The sequence below is a fragment of the Thermodesulfovibrio aggregans genome, assembly GCF_001514535.1.
GTDB classification, from domain to species: Bacteria; Nitrospirota; Thermodesulfovibrionia; order Thermodesulfovibrionales; family Thermodesulfovibrionaceae; genus Thermodesulfovibrio; species Thermodesulfovibrio aggregans.
The window spans coordinates 918,726-936,801 of sequence record NZ_BCNO01000001.1 but is presented as its reverse complement, the minus strand read 5'-3'; the positions used below and the strand labels follow the sequence as shown (position 1 = coordinate 936,801).

Here is an 18,076-nt window from a genome sequence, read left to right as displayed (position 1 = left end):
TTATGTATCTGGGAATTATCTTACTTTGAAAACCTGTCTCTCTTAGTCTGGGCATGTTAATCTGAAGTTTTCCATCTTTCAGGATTATGTATCTCTTCCAGTATCCATTCCTACGGTAAACTCTCTCTGGGGTTCTTTCATATTTTTGAGCCCCTGTAAGTGCTGTTATCTCCTCTTGTAATGCTAATTCAATAAACTTTTTCTTCATTAACTTCATTTTTTGTTCAAATTCTTCCCAGAAAGATTCATTAAAATTACTGTTGAATTCTTTCCATAAATCTGGTAATCTTAAATTAGTTAAAGGTTTTTCTTTCATGGATGTATTCCTCCTTTCTTTGTTTGATTTTTGGTTAATTTAATGGAGGATACACCCTCTTTTATTGCTCTGTCAATTTTACACATAAAAAATTTTACACTACCACTACATCCTCTGTAAGGTCTTCGCCATAAATGCCTCTTATATCATACTTTCTAAATATTCTCTCTTCCATAGATGTCCTCAAATCTTTTTATATCATCTTCTTCAACATACTCTCCTACCTGAACCTCTATTATTTCAAGGGGAATTTTACCTGGATTTTCAAGCCTGTGAAGTGTGCTTTTTGGAACATATACTGACTCATTTTCATGAACATACTGCTCCCTATCTCCAATTTTTACTTTAGCAGTTCCTTTTACAACTACCCAGTGCTCGGATCTGTGATGATGCATCTGAAGAGAAAGAGAAGCTCCAGGATTCACTGTTATTCTCTTTATTTTATACCTATGTCCTGTTTCAAGAAGAGTGAAACTTCCCCATGGTCTGTAAACAGTGGTGTGTTCTTCAACTAATTGAGCAGCCTTTTTAGTAAGAATTTTTACTATTTCTCTAACCTTCTGCGATTCTCCTTTCTTTGCAATAAGAAGTGCATCTTCTGTTTCAATGACTAAAGTATCCTGAAGTCCCAATGTAGCAGTAAGTCTTTTATTAGTGACAATAAGACTGTTCTCTGTGCCTATGTTTACAGACTCTCCTATTAATGCATTACCTGAAGAGTCTTTTTCAAGGATTTCATAAAGACTTTCCCATGAACCAATATCTGACCAGAATATGTTTAGTGGAAGAAGCGTTGCTTTGTCTGTTTTTTCCATAACAGCATAATCAATGGATATATCAGGAAGGTTATAAAAATCGCTTAAAAGTTTTTCATAGGGTTTTTCAAAAATCTCACCAATTTCAGGAACATTTTTTTTAAACTCTTCAATCATTGTATCTGCTCTAAAAGCAAACATACCAGAGTTCCAGAAGTAGTTTCCATCTTCTATGTATTTAATTGCCGTTTCAATATCAGGTTTTTCAACAAAATTCTCTACTTCATAAAAACTTTCTATTTTGGGCATTTTTACCTTAATATATCCATAACCTGTTTCAGGACGGTTGGGTTTTATACCAAATGTGACTATGTATCCCTTTTTAGCTATCTCTTCTGAAGCTTTAACATAACTTGAAAATTCATTTTCTGGCTTAATTAAGTGATCCGATGGAGATACAAAAAAAACTTCATCTTTAGATATTCCCTTTTCAATTGCATATTTTAAAGCTAAAGCAATGGCAGGAGCTGTATTTTTTGAAGTAGGTTCAAGAATTATTTCAAAGTTTGGCTTAATTTTTAGTTTTTTTGATATTTCCTCTATCTGCTCAATTACATAAAATTTATGTTTTTCATTTGTTACAATAAAAATTTCTACATCATCATAAAAACATAGCCTTTTTAATGTTTTCTGAAAAAAACTCTCATAGGAATTGTCAATAGGAAGTTTTAAAAACTGTTTTGGAAAGTTTTTTCTTGACAATGGCCATAGTCTGGTTCCTGAACCACCTGCAAGAATTAAAATCTTCATTTTAAACTCCTGTTAGATGTATCCGTAATCTTTAAGCTTTGTAATAAGTTGTTCATCTTTGTTATTTTTAAATTGATTAACAAATTTTTCAATGTATTTTGCAATTATATCAGATTCAAGGTTAACAGAACTTCCTATTTTTTTAAATCCAAGTGTTGTCATCTTTGCAGTATGTGGGATGAGCACAACTGTAAAGGAATTTGAGTATAAATCAACAATTGTAAGACTTACTCCATCAACAGCAATGGAGCCTTTTTTTATGCAGTATCTGAGAATTTCCTCTGGAGCTTCAATCTCTATTTTTAGATCATTGCCTATTTTTTCAATCTTTTTAATTTTACCCAAACCTTCTACATGTCCACTTACAATGTGTCCACCAAGAGGAGTATTAAGAGTAAGAGCAGGCTCTAAATTAACGGGCTCATCTTTTCTTAATTCAACAAGAGTTGTTTTCTGAAGTGTCTCATGAGATACATCAAAGGAAATAACGCTCTTTGATTTATCTATCTCACAGACAGTAAGACAAACTCCATTAACCGATATGCTATCACCTATGCTTGCTCTGTTTATTAAATCTTTTGAATAAATTCTTAGCCTTGCTCCTTGAGCAAGTTTTTGAATTTCATAAACTTTTCCGAGTTCAACAACTATTCCAGTAAACATTACTTTATAATTTTACCAATTCTTTCAAGTCTTGGTTTATTACTTTCACTATCCCATGACCAGTATATAATAAATGCCTTACCTTTTACATCTTTTAAATCAACAAATCCCCAGAAACGACTATCATAACTCTGATCACGATTGTCTCCCATTACAAAAAGTTTTCCTTTTGGAACTTTTACAGGTCCAAAATTATCTCTTGGGTCAAGTTCTCTCGGATGAATATATGAATCAACATATCTTGCATAGGGCTCTTTAAGTTCGATTCCATTGACAAAAACTTTTTTGTTTTTTATCTCTATAGTATCTCCCTCAATCCCTATAACTCTCTTTATAAAATCTCTGCTTGGATCCTCAGGATATTTAAAAACTATAATGTCTCCTCTTTTTGGTTTTTCAAAAACAAGAACTTTTTTATCGGAAAAAGGTGGATGAACTCCGTAAATAAACTTATTCACCAGAAGATGATCTCCTATCAAAAGAGTTGGAATCATTGAACCGGATGGTATTTTAAAAGCCTGAACAATGTAAGCTCTTATAAAAAGAGCAATCAATATGGCAATGCCAATGCTTTTTATATATTCAAGAATCTTTTTACCTGTCATCTGACCTCCTACTCAATTTTTAAAACTGATAGAAAAGCTTCCTGGGGTATTTCAACACGACCAATTTGCTTCATTCTTTTTTTACCTTCTTTTTGTTTTTCAAGAAGTTTTTTCTTTCTTGTTACGTCACCTCCATAACATTTTGCCAGAACATTTTTCTTAAGTGGAGCAATGCTTTCTCTTGCTATAATTTTGCTACCTATGGCAGCCTGAATTACTACTTCAAATAGTTGCCTTGGAATAACTGTTCTTAATTTTTGAACTATTGCCCGAGCTTTATAGTAAGCCTTATCTTTATGAACAATAACTGAAAGAGCATCCACCTGTTCTCCATTAATAAGGATATCAAGCTTTACGAGGTCAGAGGCTCTGTATCCAATGAATTCATAATCCATTGATGCATAACCTTTTGAAAGAGATTTTAGTTTATCATAAAAATCCCATAAAATTTCATTCAAAGGCATTTCATAAACAAGAAGAATTCTATCTTTTGAAATAAATGAAAACTCCTTTTGAATTCCTCTTCTTTCCTGACAGAGTTTTAAAATCTCTCCTACAAATTCCTCTGGAACAATTATGGAGACTTTCATAAAGGGCTCTTCAATTCTTTCATAAATTTTTGGAATTTTACTCGGATTATCAATCAGATATTCACCTTTTTTATCAACGATCTTATATCTCACTGTTGGAGCTGTGCTTATAAGAGAGAGATTAAACTCTCTTTCAAGCCTTTCCTTTATTATTTCCATATGAAGCAAGCCTAAAAATCCGCATCTAAAACCAAATCCAAGAGCTGCTGAGGTTTCAGGCTCAAAGAAAAATGAAGAATCATTGAGTCTTAATTTTTCAAGAGATGATTTCAATTCTTCATATTGATTGGTCTCCACTGGATAGAGCCCGCAAAAGACCATAGGCTTTACTTCTCTAAACCCCGGTAAAGGCTGCTGAGCAGGACTTTCTACTGCTGTAACTGTGTCTCCTATTTTTGTGTCAGAGATGTTTTTAATTCCTGCTATAATAAATCCGACCTCACCTGCTGAAAGTTGCTCTATATCTTTTGGAAAAGGAGTAAGAATACCAAGTCGTTGCACTTCATATTCTTTTTGTGTTGCCATCAACCTTATTTTCATCCCTGGTTTTATTATTCCATCAAACACCCTTACAAGAATAATAACTCCCAGGTAGTTGTCAAACCATGAGTCAAAAATCATAGCTCTTAGAGGTGCCTGAGGGTCACCTTTTGGTGGAGGAATTTTTTTTACAACTGCTTCAAGAATCTCTTTAGTTCCAATTCCTTCCTTTGCAGATGCCAGTATTGCTTCTGAGCTATCTATACCTAGAATATCTTCTATCTGTTTTTTTACTCTCTCTGGGTCTGCCTGAGGAAGGTCAATCTTGTTTATTACAGGAATTATTTCGTGGTTGTGATCTATTGCAAGATAAGCATTTGCAACAGTTTGAGCTTCCACACCCTGGGTTGCATCAACAACCAAAAGACTTCCTTCACAACAAGCAAGAGAACGGGATACTTCATAGGAAAAATCAACATGCCCTGGAGTATCAATGAGATTTAAAATATATTCATTGCCATCTTCAGCCTTATATTTCAGTCTTACAGCATGAGCTTTAATTGTAATACCTCTTTCCTTTTCAAGATCCATTGAATCAAGAATTTGTCCCATTTTACCACCAAGATTCACAGCTCCTGTAAATTCGAGAAGTCTATCAGCAAGAGTGGATTTACCGTGATCTATATGGGCAATTATTGAAAAATTTCTTATTCTTTTCATTGATTTCTCAAAATTGAAACAGCTCCTAAAACTCCGCCGCTGTCAACTAAATTAGATAAAGTTATTTTAACTGAATCAGAAAGTCCTTTCATTACTCTTTTTTTAGCTTCTTGAATGGCTGTTTCAATATAAATATTTACTGCCTGGGAAAGTCCACCAGTTAAGACAATTTTTTCAGGAGCAAAAATATTTATCAAATTTGCCATCCCGGCACCTAAGGCTTTGCCAGCTTCCTTAAGAACATTTCTACAGACATTGTCACCTTCCATTGCTGCCTTATATATATCTAAAGAAGTTGCTTTGTAAAAATTACCTTCATAAAATTCTTTAATCTGACTGTCCTCACCATTTTCAAGCTTTTCTATAAAACTGTCTTTTATTGCTCTGGCTGATGCATAAACTTCAAGACATCCAACTCCTCCACAACTACAGGATTTTCCTTGAAAATTAATACTCATATGTCCGACTTCCATAGGAAACTTAGCAATTTGTCCATTTAACCATAAACTACCCCCAATTCCTGTTCCAAGTGTCAGAATAATGAAATTTGATATACCCCTGCCTTCTCCAAATAAGGCTTCAGCAATTGTTGCAACATTTGCATCATTTTCTATTTTTACATCTACATTATACCTTTCCTTTAACTCTTTTCCTAAGGAATAATCATTCAAAGATGGAATATTGGCTGCTTGAATGACATTGCCTTCTTTGTCTACAATACCTGCAACTCCAACACCTATGCCAGTAACTTTGAATTCTTTAAAAATGCTATCTAACTCATCAGTAATTGTTTTCATTGGATCACTACCAGTGGGAAATTTGCATATTTTTACAATTTCCCAATCTTTAGAAATCAGACCAATCTTAATGTTTGTGCCACCTATGTCTATGCCAATGTAATACATAAAAAGATATTATATCATAAACTTTAAAAACTGTTAGCTTGAAATGCAGGGTAGAATTTTTAGACTGAATTTTTTTATAATTTAGTTTTTAGAGAATGATTAGGAGGTTGTCTATGAAAGGACAAACAGCTATAATTACTGGGTCTTCAAGGGGTATCGGTAGAACAACTGCAGAGGAGTTTGCAAAAAAAGGAGTAAATGTTGTAATTGTGGATATAAATTCTGAAAATGCTGAAAAAGCTGCTGAAGAGATTAAATCTCTTTATGGTGTTGAAACCCTGGGTATTAAAGCAGATGTTTCTAATTCAGAAGATGTTAAAAGACTATTTGATGAATCTGTTAAAAAGTTTTCAAAGATTGAGATTCTCGTAAATAATGCAGGGATAACAAAAGACAATCTTCTTATAAGAATGAAAGATGAAGAATGGGATGCTGTTTTAAACATAAATCTTAAAGGAGCTTTTCTTTGCTGTAGAGAGGCAGTCAAAATTATGTCCAAAAATAAGTATGGAAGAATTATAAATATTGCCTCTGTTGTAGCTTTCATAGGAAATCCTGGACAAGTTAACTACTCAGCATCAAAGGCAGGACTTGTAGCTTTAACAAAAACTCTGGCTAAAGAGTATGCTTCCCGCGGAATTACAGTTAATGCAGTTGCACCTGGTTTTATTCAAACAGCCATGACAGAACAGTTACCTGAAAAAGTTAAAGAAGAGATGCTTAGAATGATACCACTTCAAAGATTTGGAACTACTCAGGATGTAGCAAATGCCATAATATTTCTGGCTTTGCCAGAATCTGGATATATAACCGGACAGGTTATTCATGTAAATGGCGGAATGTACATGTAAAAAAAGAAAAAAAGGAGGTAACTGATGGTAGAAGAAAAAGTAAAAGAAATTATAGCAAAACAGCTTGGTGTGGAGGTATCTCAGGTAACACCTGAAGCATCCTTTGTTGAAGACCTTGGAGCAGATTCTCTTGATACTGTTGAGCTTGTGATGGCATTTGAAGAAGCCTTTGGAATTGAGATTCCCGATGAAGATGCTGAAAAGATCAGCAAAGTAAAGGATGCTATTGAGTACATAAAAAACAAAACAGGTCAGGCATAACTGCCATATGAAAAAAAGAAGAGTTGTAGTGACCGGGATGGGGATGGTTTCTCCTCTCGGTCTTGATGTCAAATCTTCATGGGAGGCACTTCTTCAAGGCAAATCAGGAGTAGGTTATATTACTCACTTTGATGCAAAAGATTATCCCGTAAGAATCGCTGCTGAAGTTAAAGGATTTGATCCTGCAAACTACATTGAACCAAAAGAAATCAAAAAGATGGATAGATTCATTCATTTTGCAATTGCTGCCACTGAGATGGCAATACAGGACTCGGGCTTAAAAATCAATTCTCAGAATTCTGAAAGAATTGGCATTATTATTGGTTCAGGGATGGGAGGACTGCCGACTATCGAATACTATCACAAAACATTGCTTGAGAAAGGCTGGAAAAGAGTAAGCCCCTTTTTTATTCCAATGGTAATTATTAATCTTGCAGCAGGTCAAATATCCATAAGATATGGAATAAAAGGACCAAATCTTGCAGTAACAACCGCCTGTGCTACAGGTAATCATTCAATTGGTGAGGCTTTCAGAATGATTCAATATGGAGACGCAGATGTAATGATTACTGGAGGCGCAGAGGCTGTTATAACACCCATGGCTGTAGCAGGATTTTCAATAATGAGAGCTCTTTCAACAAGAAACGACGAACCAGAAAAAGCAAGCAGACCTTTTGACATTGATAGAGATGGATTTGTAATGGGCGAAGGAAGCGGAATTATTATTCTTGAAGAACTTGAACATGCATTGAAAAGAGGAGCAAAAATTTATGCAGAGTTGGTAGGATATGGAATGAGTTCTGATGCCTATCATATTACAGCACCTGCTCCAGAAGGTGAGGGTGGAGCAAGATGTATGAAGGCGGCAATCAATGATGCTGGAATTAATCCAGAAGAGATTGATTATATAAATGCTCATGGTACAAGCACAAAACAGGGAGATGAGCTTGAAACCCAGGCAATAAAGAAAGTTTTTGGTGAACATGCTTATAAACTTTGTGTGAGTTCTACAAAATCAATGACAGGACATCTTCTTGGTGCAGCAGGTGGAGTAGAGGCAATCTTTACAATTTTAAGCATTTATGAAAATGTTGTTCCTCCAACAATTAACCTTGATAATCCAGATCCAGAATGTGACCTTGACTATGTCCCATATAAACCAAAGAAAAAAGAAATTAGATACGCAATGACAAACTCATTTGGTTTTGGCGGCACAAATGCCTCACTCTTGTTCAAAAAATTTACAGAAGCATAGCATATTCTGTTTATTAAATTTTTATTACTAATACCATTAACCCTGAAAAGGGAGAAAAATACTTAAAGCGTTAGGGATGAAAGTACTCTCCAAAATCGCAAAGAAAGAAAAAGTTTAGGCAAACCATTGACAATCAAGGCTTTAGAGGCAGTTGTAGTGGTAAATTTTTATTTTAATATTGTAAAAATCTTTTATTTTCAACAAGTTTCAAAGTTAAACTGACAAAATCAAGTTAAAATTGCTTTACCTGTGCTTCAGAATGCTATTCAAGCTCTTGAGTCTATATGTGGTGAACATGTGGTTAATGATGTGGAAAATGAAAATTGCAAACCCTTGAAAATCAATGAGCCGTGCAGGATTCGAACCTGCGACCCGCTGATTAAGAGTCAGCTGCTCTACCAGCTGAGCTAACGGCCCACAAATTTAGAATACAAAAAAATATCTGAAAAGGTCAACTTTTTAAGTATCTATGTTAAAAAGATAAATTTTTTCTTCGAGATTTAGATTTTTTCTTTCTTATTTTCTCAATTTGTTTCTGTTTTTCAGTAGGAATACCTAAATATTCTTTAAACTTTTCTATAAGCATTCTACGGGCAAAAAAACGATTTAATCCCTGCGATCTTTCCTTTGTGCACTTAACCTCAATGCCTGTGGGTATATGTTTTAGATAAACTCCTGTTGAGGTTTTATTTAGTTTTTGTCCCCCATGTCCTGAACATCTTATGAACTTTTCCTCAATATCGGTCTCCTTAATTCCGAGATTTTCCATCTCATACAGGAGTTCTTTCTCTTTTTTTTCAGTTACAGGAAACTTTCCCATATCACTAGAAAATACTTATAATTTTATCAATTTCTGAGAGAGTTTCAACAACTATGTCAGCGTCTGTAGTCCTAAGTTGCTCAATACTGTATGGACCTGTAGCAACAGCAACTACTTTTGCTCCATATGGTTTAGCACATGCCACATCTCTTGGAGTGTCACCAATAACAACACATTGATGAAAGTCTATGGAATTATTAAATCTTTCAAAAAATCTACGAACAGCTATTGGTAAAAGTTGATTTCTGTCTTCATGGTCACTTCCAAAAGCACCTATTGGAAAAAAGTAGTTTAGTCCAAAAGGCTCAAGCTTAATTCTTGCGCCTTTCTCTAAATTTCCCGTAAGAAGTCCCATTGGATATTTTAATTCGTAATGAATAAATTCTATGAACTCCTTTACTCCGGGTTTTAAATGTTTTGAGTTGTTATTGATCTCAATGCTTAGATTTTTAAGATAACTTCCTATCAAATCATTAATCAGATGAGTTGAAGGCTCAATTCCCTTTAGAATGAGTCCCTCCTTTATTATCTGAACATCTGTCTTTCCAGCCATTTCAAAGTTTTTGAATGCATCTTTAATCCCCAAAACTTCTTCAAATGCTTTATTAAGAGAACGAGTTCCTGCTCCTCCAGCACTTATTAAAGTTCCATCAATATCAAAAAGAATTAGCTTCATAGTTCCTCCGTGGAATTAGTTTTTCTTTTAGAAACTTTGCAGTTTTTGATGTAGGCTCTGGCTCTCTTTGCCATTCTGTTAAATCTTCTTTCTTTAAAGCTTCATCAAGCAAAACAAGAAAAACTCTACGTGGCACTTCGTAGGCTCCCAGGCTTAATAAATGTCTGTTAGTAATCTGGCAGTCAATAAAATAAAAACTATTTTTTATCAAATGCTCAACAAGGCATGCAAGAGCTACCTTTGATGCATCTTTCATAAGTGTAAACATAGACTCACCAAAAAAGGCTTTACCAATTGAGACTCCGTATAGTCCTCCTACTATTTTATCCTCAAACCATACTTCAACTGAATGAGCATACCCAAGCTGATGAAGTTCTGTATAAGCCTCTATCATTTCTGGAAGTAACCATGTTCCTGTAGAGTCTCTTCTCGGTGCTGTTGCACATCCTTTTATAACTGCATAAAAATCTCTATCAAAGCTCACTCTGTAAGTATCCTTTTTCAAAGTTTGATAAAGACTCCTTGCCATTTTAAAAAGTCTTGGAAATATCAAAGGTCTCTGAGGAGGTGACCACCAAAGAATTGGTTGATGGTTATACCAGGGGAATATGCCAAATTTGTATGCAAGAATAAGTCTTTCCGGGCTAAGATCTCCACCGATTGCGAGCAATCCATCAGGGTCTGCTAAATCTGGATGAGGGAAAAATAGTTCTTCAGGAAGTAAAAATACTGTCATCTACTTCAAAAGACAGGCTTTCTTCGTAAACATAGACTTTAACTTTACCACCGTTTTTAAGCTTTCCAAATAAAATTTCTTCAACAAGCGGAGCTTTTATTTCCTTCTGAATAATTCTCTGAAGAGGTCTTGCTCCAAACTTTGGATCAAAACCCTTTTGAGCGAGCCACTTTCTTGCCTCTTCTGTAAGTTCAACAAAGATATTCTTTGACTGAAGTTGCTCATTAAGTTCTCTAATGAATTTATCTACAATCTTTAACACAACTTCTTCTGGTAAAGAATTGAAACTGACAACTGCATCAAGTCTGTTACGAAATTCAGGACTGAAAAGCCTTTCAACTGCCTCTTTACCTTTTTTGATCTGATCAGAACTTCTGTCACCAAAGCCAATTACCGGTCTTTCCATCTCTCTTGCACCAATATTTGATGTCATGATAAGGATAACATTTCTCATGTCTGCCTTTCTTCCTGTATTATCTGTAAGAGTTCCATAATCCATAACCTGCAGTAACACATTAAATATCTCTTCATGAGCTTTCTCTATCTCATCAAGCAAAAGCACACAGTGCGGTGTTTTTCTAATCTGTTCAGTTAAAAGTCCTCCCTGTTCAAATCCGATGTATCCTGGAGGTGCTCCAATAAGCTTGGCAACAGAGTGTTTTTCCATATATTCGCTCATGTCAAATCTTATAAAACCTATACCAAGAATTCGGGCAAGTTGCCGTGCAAGCTCAGTTTTTCCAACTCCTGTAGGTCCAGTAAATAGAAAACAACCTATTGGTCTTTGCGGCTCTTTAAGTCCTGCTTTGGCAAGCTTAATTACCCTTACAACTGCCTCCACTGCTTCATCCTGTCCAAAAATTACTCTCTTTAGCTCTGTTTCGAGATTTCTGAGTCTGTCAACATCACTGGATGTTATCTCCTGAGAAGGTATTCTCGCTATCTTTGCAACTGTCTGTTCAATTATTTTTTCTGTAACCACAGGGTCATCGCTATGATATAGTCTTACAACGGCACCTGCTTCATCAATAACATCAATGGCTTTATCAGGTAAAAATCTCTCAGTTATGTATTTTGCTGAAAGATGAACTGCTGAACGTAATGCTTCTTCAGTGTAAGTAACTCCGTGATGTTCTTCATAGTGAGACTTTAACCCTTTGAGAATTTCAAATGTTTCTTCTTCAGTAGGCTCAGCAATATCTATTTTTTGAAATCTTCTTGAAAGAGCTCTGTCTTTTTCGAAGTAGTTTCTGTATTCCTCATAGGTTGTTGCACCTATGCAGCGAATCTTTCCTTCAATTAAAACAGGTTTTAAAAGATTGGAAGCATCAACTGTGCTTCCACTTGCAGAGCCAGCACCTACAACTGTATGAATTTCATCTATGAAAAGTACACAGTCTTTAATCTTATAAAGAGAGTTTATCAAAGCTTTCATTCTTGCTTCAAAGTCTCCCCTATACTTTGTTCCGGCAAGTAAAGAACCCATATCAAGAGCAAAAATTTTAACATTTTTAAGATGAGAGGGAACTTCGCCATGGGCAACCTTTAATGCCAGTCCTTCAACAATTGCTGTTTTACCAACTCCTGGTTCACCTACAAGAATTACATTATTTTTTCTTCTTCTTGATAAAACCTGAATAACTCTCTCAAGTTCTAGCTCACGACCAATTATTGGGTCAATTTCTCCTCTACGGGCTTTTTCTACAAGCTCTATCGTAAAGGTTTTAAGAGGATCTCCCCTTTTTTCTTCTTTTCTTACTGTTTCTTCAAAACCTGTTTTGGGTATTCCGTGAGAAATGTAGTTTAAAATGTCAATTCTCGTTATTCCATATGATTTAAGAAGACTTACCGCATATGTATCCTCTTCAAGGAACAGGGATGCGAGAAAATCTCCAGCATCAGCTTCCTTTTTTTCTGCAGTCTTTATGTGATTCATAGTTCTTTCCATTACTCTCTGAAAACTTACTGTTGGATATGTCTGGCCTTTGGTTTTTCTCTTTGGGACCTGTTCTTCAAGAAATCTTTCAAGATTTCTTTTAATCTGTTCAGGATCTCCGCCGCAGTTTTTAATTATTTCCATACCAAAATCATCATGGAGGATAGCATAGAGAAGATGCTCAACAGTAAGATACTGATGGCCTCTTTCAATGGCATCTTCAACGGTGGCTGATATGATAATCTGTAAATCTTTATTAATCATCTCTTTCTATACTGCATTTTAACGGAAAACCATTGGCTCTTGCAAGGCTTTCCACCTGAGCTACCTTTGTTTCAGCAATCTCCTTCGGATAAATACCTGCAAGACCTTTTCCGTGTCTGTGAACATAAAGCATAATTCTTGTAGCTTCTACTCTTGGTTTGTCAAAAACTGTCATTAAAACATATACAACAAAATCCATTGTAGTGTAATCATCATTCAGAAGATATACTCTGTAGCGGTCAGGATTATCAAGTGAAATTTCTTGCTCTTCATCAAAGAAGATTTTTTCTTCCATAATTTTATGATAAAAAGAAACTTAAGAAAAGCTCAATGTCTGATAAGTCCAAAGATTGCTATAAGAATGCTTATAAATGTAAAACCTGCACCCATAAACCACTGTAAAAATTGAAACCGTTTCTCCATAGCTTCAAATCGCTTATCCATAGCTTCAAATCGCTTATCCATAGCCTCAAAACGTTTCTCCATAGCCTCAAACCGCTTATCTGTTGCCTCATAATAAGCTTTCATCTCTCGCTGAAGTGCCTCAAACCGTTTCTCCATAGCTTCAAACCGAGCATTTTCAATCTCTCTCAATGCTTTAAGCTCTTCTTCAACTCTGATTACTCGCTCAATAATAGAAAGCTCTTTTGCCCTTTGTTCATTCTGACGAACAAAGTCTTCAATAATTTCCTTTACAATTGCTTCAAGTTCCTGTTTTGATATTTTTTCAATAACCTCAGGCATACTCAATTATATCACATTTATGTTCTGTACGCAGAGTTAATCCGTACATAATCCTCTGATAGGTCAGTAGTAAAAATAGTTGTATGTCCTTTGCCAAGATTTAGATTTATCAGAATTTCAATCTCCCTTTGCTTGAGAGACTCTTTAAGTTCATCCTCTCTCATTGTTGGTAATCCTCTAAAAAGGCATATATCGTTGATGTAAATCTCGATTTTTTCCTCTTTTACAGGGACTCCTGAATAGCCAACAGCAGCAATCACTCTACCCCAGTTTGGATCACCTCCGTAAAGAGCCGTCTTAACCAAAAGAGAATTAGCCACTGCACGGGCAACTCTTCTTGCATCCTGAGTTGTTTTAGCTCCTTTAACTGTGACACTCACAAACTTTGTTGCACCTTCTCCGTCTTTCACTATCATTTTTGATAGTTCAATGCATAGATCAGTAAGAACTTCTCTAAACTGCTTCCAAAGATTGGTTTTTCTCTCAATTTTTATCTCAGACTCTCCATTAGCAAGCATCAGCACTGTATCATTTGTTGACATGTCTCCATCTACTGTGATTGAGTTAAAGCTTTGTGCTACAGCATCTCTTAATGCTTCTTTCATCAAATCAGAGCTTATCTTTGCATCGGTAAGTATTGTACAGAGCATTGTTGCCATATTTGGACAGATCATTCCCGCACCCTTACATATTCCAAGAATTGTCACCGGTGAAGCAGTTTCAATTTGCCTGTATGTAAGCTTTGGAAAAGTATCGGTTGTCATTATTGCCTCTGCAACCTGTAAAGGCTGAGCGTTTCCCAGACTGTTTACAAGTTCATCAACTGCTTTCATAATTCGTTCTACAGGTAGAGGCATTCCAATGACTCCAGTTGAAAGCGGATAAACATACTCTTTATTAATTGCAAGCTTTTCTGCAATATAATCAGTTACTTTTAGTGCATCCTCTATGCCTTTTTTCCCTGTGCAGGCATTGGCATTTCCACTGTTTAAAATCAATGCCTGAGCCTGTCCTGAACGAATTCTTTTCATGCATATTTTAACCGGTGCTGCCTTAATCTGGTTTGTTGTAAAAAATCCCGCAACCTGAGCAGGTCTTTTAGAGTAAATCAATGCAATATCATATCTGTCCGGATATTTAATCCCTGCTTTTGCTACCGAATATAGAAATCCATCTGGAGAGACAATATCCATTACTGCTCACCTAACTTAAATGTATCATGAAGCACTCTTACTGCAAGCTCGGTGTATTTAGCATCAATAAGACATGAAATCTTTATCTCTGATGTACTTATTGCCATTATATTTATTCCATGATTTGCAAGAGCTTCAAACATCTGAGCAGCAACACCTGAGTGAGTTCTCATTCCGACACCGACAATTGAAATTTTTGCTATGTCTTCATTTAAAAGAACTCCCTCAGCACCCAGTTCGTTTGAGATTCTTTGCGTAAGTTCAAGTGCTTTCTTTGCATCTGTTTTTGGAACAGTAAATGAAATATCAGTTGCCTTTCCATCACTGCTAATGTTCTGGACAATCATGTCAACAACAATATTAGCATCTGCAACAGCTTTGAAGAGTTTTGCTGCAATTCCCGGTCTGTCAGGAACTTTGAGTATTGTAATCTTTGCCTGATTTTTGTCATGGGCAATGCCTGAAACTACGACTTTTTCCATATCTTTATCCTCCTTTGTAACTAATGTTCCTGGATTCCAGTTAAAGCTTGAACGCACTACTACTGGAACATTGTATTTCATTGCAAACTCTACTGAACGAGTCTGCAAAACCTTTGCTCCTAAAGAGGCAAGCTCAAGCATTTCTTCATAGGAAATTTTTTCAAGCTTGCGAGCATTGGGAACAATGTTTGGATCAGCTGTAAATACACCATCAACATCTGTATAAATTTCACATAAATCAGCGTTCAATGCTGCAGCTATGGCAACAGCTGTTAAGTCCGAGCCACCTCTTCCAAGTGTTGTTACATCTTCATCTTCTGTTATCCCCTGAAATCCTGCGACTACAACAATATAACCATCTGCTAAAGCTTTAACTGCCCTTGTTGCGATAATTTTTTCAATTCTTGCCTTTGTATGAACTGCATCTGTTATTATTCCCATCTGTCTTCCTGTAAGAGCAATCGCCTTATGTCCTAATCCATGTAAAGCCATAGCGGTCAGTGCTGCTGTGACCCTCTCTCCTGACGAAAGAAGCAAATCCATCTCTCTTTCTGGAGGGTCAGGACAAACTTGATGGGCAAGCCCGATTAGTTTGTCCGTTTCTCCTGCCATTGCAGAGACAACCACAACTACTTTGTTACCTTCTTTAACAGTCTTTGACACCCTTTCAGCAACAGCCTTTATTCTTTCAATGTTTGCAACAGAAGTTCCACCGTATTTTTGAACAATAAGCATGCTCTTTCCTCCATCTATAAATTTAAGTTTTTCTATTATGTAAAAAATCTCAAGCTTTTTACAATAACTCAATTTTTAAAACATCTTGCTTGATGGAAGATTTAAAATAATGGTGCTATTGGCTTGATGGAAAACTTATTTTTCTTTCCCAATCCCATGCAGTTTTGATTATAAATTCAAGGTCGTCATATTGGGGCGTCCAGTTCAATTTTGACTTTATCTTGCTACAATCAGCAACAAGCTCAGGCGGGTCTCCAGGTCTTCTTTCAGTTTCAATAACTTTAAAATCTATACCTGTAACCTTCTTTGCCACTTCTATGACCTCTTTTACCGAGTATCCATGACCGTAGCCACAGTTAAAGACTTCACTTTCACCACCCTGAAAAAGCCATTCAAGAGCAACAATGTGAGCATCAACAAGGTCAGTTACATGAATATAGTCTCTTATACATGTTCCATCACGGGTGGGATAATCTGTGCCATAAATCTCAAGATGAGGGAAATCACCTTTTGCACACTTTAGAGCTCTTGTTATAAGATGGGTTGATTCTTTATATGCCTGTCCAATCTTTCCTTCTGGATCTGCACCAGCCACATTAAAGTATCGTAAAGAGATATATCTTAAACCATATGCTGAGGAAAAATCCCTGAGTATCATCTCTGACATCATCTTTGACCTTCCATATGGATTAATTGGCATAAGCGGAGAATTCTCACCTACAGGCACGCTTTCAGGAATACCATATACAGCTGCGGTGGATGAGAAAATGAATTTATCTACATTGTTTTCAACAAGAATTTTTAAAAGATTTAGTGTGTTTTCAGTATTGTTTTTGTAGTACTTTACAGGATTTTGAACGCTCTCAGGAACGACAATTGATGCGGCAAAATGAATTACTGCATCAGGTCTGAAATCCTTAACAATTTGCTCTATGCGAGAATTATCAGCAAGGTCAACAACCTCAAGCTTTCCATAAAGCACAGCCCATCTGTTTCCACTTGAAAGATTGTCAATTGTCAGAATTTCGTATCCCAGCTCACCAAGCCTTTTAACACAATGACTTCCAATATATCCAGCTCCACCAGTGATAATAATTTTTCTTCCCATTCTTAATCTACCCTCCTGCGGCAGTCAATACTTTATCTTCAAGTCTCTGAAGTCTTATCATTATACCATCAATTACCTCTTTTGTGACAAAGCTTTATTAAGGTCTCCTCTAATTCTTGCTACTTCAATGAACAAATCATTAGGTTTTTTATAAATTAGCTGTTCGAATTTTTTCTAAATTTTTTTCAGCATAATGTTGAAGGCAGGATTTAGACCCACAAAATGTAGTTTTAAATGATTGATTTTCCTAACTTTGTCAGCTGAATTCTAAAAAATTGTTGAAAATTAAAAACTACTGAGTTTATCAATTAAATTTTCTAACTCATTGAAAATATTGAACTTTATTTTTAAAAATAGCAAATTTTTGCACAACAAAAATCGTATTCTTTTGATTCTTCGACAGTTTATATTTTGAAATCTTCTCTAGCTGTTACATTGGATGGCTCTTTACTCTTAATGCTCTGAATAGAGACTTAGCTACTCTGTCAATCTTGTTCTTTAAGTAATATACCTGTCCATCAATACTAAACTCTGTCAAGACCGTCTTTAAAATCTGCTAAAACATCAAGTGCCCTTTATAGATGATTTATTCCAATACTTTCAAATCCAAAATACTCCTGCTTTGTCTCATACATTCCAAGTTTACTGTCTGATGAGATCATATGCCTTGTTGTCATGTAAAATACTGCCTTTGCAATATCAGCCCTTTTGTTTTCTGTCACAGAGTTGAAAAATTCATCAAGACTCAATCTATCCCAGAGTTTCTTTATCAGACAATGTCCATAGTTGAGTATTCTTCCCTCTGAGATGTTTCTAAGTTCAAGCTTTGGTTCTTCCTGTCCTAATGCTCTCTTTGCAAGTTTTTTAAATGACTCTGTGTTCAGGAAATCTTCAAGCCTGCCAAGACTGAATAGATACCTGTGCCTTGTTTTTCCAGAAATGAAAATAAAAAATAGGATTAAGTAAAATCAAGGGTTTACGAGGCTAAAATGTCAATTTTCGGGGTCTAATTGATAAACTCAGGACTATAGACAAGCCTGCTTTTCTTATGAGCCTCAAAGGCAACTTTAAGAGCTTTATCAGTTTTAGTTTTGATGCAATCAAGACAGACTCCGGGATATTTTGATATAAAAAGAGAAGAATTATTACAGATTTTGCAGCGTACCATTAG

20 protein-coding genes and 1 tRNA gene are annotated in these 18,076 nt (G+C 35.6%); 3 read left to right on the top strand and 18 right to left on the bottom strand.

The genetic code is table 11. From position 1 onward, the window contains the following. The 6 genes from TAGGR_RS04745 to TAGGR_RS04720 form a co-directional block, all read right to left on the bottom strand. Positions 1 to 316, bottom strand: a 316-nt coding sequence (locus TAGGR_RS04745; protein ID WP_173636696.1) for a transposase, incomplete at its 3' end; no start/stop codon positions are given. Positions 317 to 471: 155 nt separating this feature from the next. Then, complete coding sequence (locus tag TAGGR_RS04740) at positions 472 to 1,881, bottom strand: mannose-1-phosphate guanylyltransferase/mannose-6-phosphate isomerase (protein WP_059176196.1); 1,410 nt, start codon at positions 1,879 to 1,881, stop codon at positions 472 to 474. A gap of 12 nt (positions 1,882 to 1,893) precedes the next feature. After that, positions 1,894 to 2,544 carry a riboflavin synthase gene (locus tag TAGGR_RS04735; RefSeq protein ID WP_059176195.1) on the bottom strand — a complete coding sequence of 217 codons (651 nt, stop codon included), beginning with the start codon at positions 2,542 to 2,544 and terminating at the stop codon, positions 1,894 to 1,896. Further along, the gene (gene lepB, locus TAGGR_RS04730; RefSeq protein WP_059176194.1) at positions 2,544 to 3,149 is read right to left on the bottom strand and encodes a signal peptidase I; all 606 of its coding nucleotides are present in this window, start codon (positions 3,147 to 3,149) and stop codon (positions 2,544 to 2,546) included. The genes TAGGR_RS04735 and lepB overlap by 1 nt, the downstream gene beginning before the upstream one ends. Positions 3,150 to 3,157: 8 nt before the next feature. Then, complete coding sequence (gene lepA / locus TAGGR_RS04725) at positions 3,158 to 4,939, bottom strand: translation elongation factor 4 (RefSeq protein ID WP_059176193.1); 1,782 nt, start codon at positions 4,937 to 4,939, stop codon at positions 3,158 to 3,160. Then, positions 4,936 to 5,844: an ROK family protein gene (locus TAGGR_RS04720; protein WP_059176192.1), complete on the bottom strand. Its 909-nt coding sequence runs from the start codon at positions 5,842 to 5,844 to the stop codon at positions 4,936 to 4,938. Before TAGGR_RS04720 ends, lepA begins: the two co-directional genes overlap by 4 nt. Before the next feature lie 113 nt (positions 5,845 to 5,957). On the opposite strand from TAGGR_RS04720, the gene fabG reads away from it, so the two are divergent. The 3 genes from fabG to fabF are packed head-to-tail and all read left to right on the top strand — an operon-like array spanning position 5,958 to position 8,211. Continuing rightward, a complete protein-coding gene (fabG, locus tag TAGGR_RS04715; protein WP_059176191.1) occupies positions 5,958 to 6,695 on the top strand; it encodes a 3-oxoacyl-[acyl-carrier-protein] reductase in 738 nt (245 codons plus the stop codon). 24 nt (positions 6,696 to 6,719) lie between these two features. After that, entirely contained in the window at positions 6,720 to 6,956 is a 237-nt protein-coding gene (acpP, locus tag TAGGR_RS04710; protein ID WP_059176190.1) for an acyl carrier protein, read from the top strand. Positions 6,957 to 6,963: 7 nt separating this feature from the next. Continuing rightward, positions 6,964 to 8,211, top strand: coding sequence for a beta-ketoacyl-ACP synthase II (fabF, locus tag TAGGR_RS04705; protein ID WP_059176189.1), 1,248 nt, complete (start codon positions 6,964 to 6,966; stop codon positions 8,209 to 8,211). A gap of 344 nt (positions 8,212 to 8,555) precedes the next feature. Here the strand turns inward: fabF and TAGGR_RS04700 are convergent. The 12 genes from TAGGR_RS04700 to TAGGR_RS10630 all read right to left on the bottom strand — a co-directional run bounded on the left by TAGGR_RS04700 (position 8,556) and on the right by TAGGR_RS10630 (position 18,073). Next, positions 8,556 to 8,628 (bottom strand) — tRNA-Lys (locus TAGGR_RS04700). 55 nt (positions 8,629 to 8,683) lie between these two features. Next, positions 8,684 to 9,031, bottom strand: coding sequence for a peptide chain release factor family protein (locus tag TAGGR_RS04695; RefSeq protein ID WP_059176188.1), 348 nt, complete (start codon positions 9,029 to 9,031; stop codon positions 8,684 to 8,686). A 4-nt stretch (positions 9,032 to 9,035) separates the two neighbouring features. Continuing rightward, the gene (locus TAGGR_RS04690; protein ID WP_059176187.1) at positions 9,036 to 9,707 is read right to left on the bottom strand and encodes an HAD family hydrolase; all 672 of its coding nucleotides are present in this window, start codon (positions 9,705 to 9,707) and stop codon (positions 9,036 to 9,038) included. Beyond that, complete coding sequence (aat, locus tag TAGGR_RS04685) at positions 9,688 to 10,443, bottom strand: leucyl/phenylalanyl-tRNA--protein transferase (RefSeq protein ID WP_059176186.1); 756 nt, start codon at positions 10,441 to 10,443, stop codon at positions 9,688 to 9,690. Before aat ends, TAGGR_RS04690 begins: the two co-directional genes overlap by 20 nt. Beyond that, positions 10,421 to 12,643, bottom strand: a complete 2,223-nt coding sequence (clpA, locus tag TAGGR_RS04680; RefSeq protein ID WP_059176185.1) for an ATP-dependent Clp protease ATP-binding subunit ClpA — start codon at positions 12,641 to 12,643, stop codon at positions 10,421 to 10,423. Before clpA ends, aat begins: the two co-directional genes overlap by 23 nt. Continuing rightward, a complete protein-coding gene (gene clpS / locus TAGGR_RS04675) occupies positions 12,636 to 12,938 on the bottom strand; it encodes an ATP-dependent Clp protease adapter ClpS (RefSeq protein ID WP_059176184.1) in 303 nt (100 codons plus the stop codon). The genes clpA and clpS overlap by 8 nt, the downstream gene beginning before the upstream one ends. A gap of 32 nt (positions 12,939 to 12,970) precedes the next feature. Further along, positions 12,971 to 13,387: a hypothetical protein gene (locus tag TAGGR_RS04670; protein WP_059176183.1), complete on the bottom strand. Its 417-nt coding sequence runs from the start codon at positions 13,385 to 13,387 to the stop codon at positions 12,971 to 12,973. Positions 13,388 to 13,404: 17 nt separating this feature from the next. After that, positions 13,405 to 14,580 carry a bifunctional glutamate N-acetyltransferase/amino-acid acetyltransferase ArgJ gene (argJ, locus tag TAGGR_RS04665; protein WP_059176182.1) on the bottom strand — a complete coding sequence of 392 codons (1,176 nt, stop codon included), beginning with the start codon at positions 14,578 to 14,580 and terminating at the stop codon, positions 13,405 to 13,407. Further along, a complete protein-coding gene (locus TAGGR_RS04660) occupies positions 14,580 to 15,797 on the bottom strand; it encodes an aspartate kinase (protein WP_059176555.1) in 1,218 nt (405 codons plus the stop codon). The genes argJ and TAGGR_RS04660 overlap by 1 nt, the downstream gene beginning before the upstream one ends. Positions 15,798 to 15,912: 115 nt before the next feature. Beyond that, complete coding sequence (gene galE, locus TAGGR_RS04655) at positions 15,913 to 16,905, bottom strand: UDP-glucose 4-epimerase GalE (RefSeq protein WP_059176181.1); 993 nt, start codon at positions 16,903 to 16,905, stop codon at positions 15,913 to 15,915. A 575-nt stretch (positions 16,906 to 17,480) separates the two neighbouring features. Continuing rightward, on the bottom strand, positions 17,481 to 17,627 hold the full coding sequence (locus TAGGR_RS10635; protein ID WP_161936178.1) for a hypothetical protein: 147 nt from the start codon (positions 17,625 to 17,627) through the stop codon (positions 17,481 to 17,483). A gap of 284 nt (positions 17,628 to 17,911) precedes the next feature. Continuing rightward, entirely contained in the window at positions 17,912 to 18,073 is a 162-nt protein-coding gene (locus TAGGR_RS10630; protein WP_161936177.1) for a hypothetical protein, read from the bottom strand. Between the last annotated feature and the right edge of the window lie 3 nt (positions 18,074 to 18,076).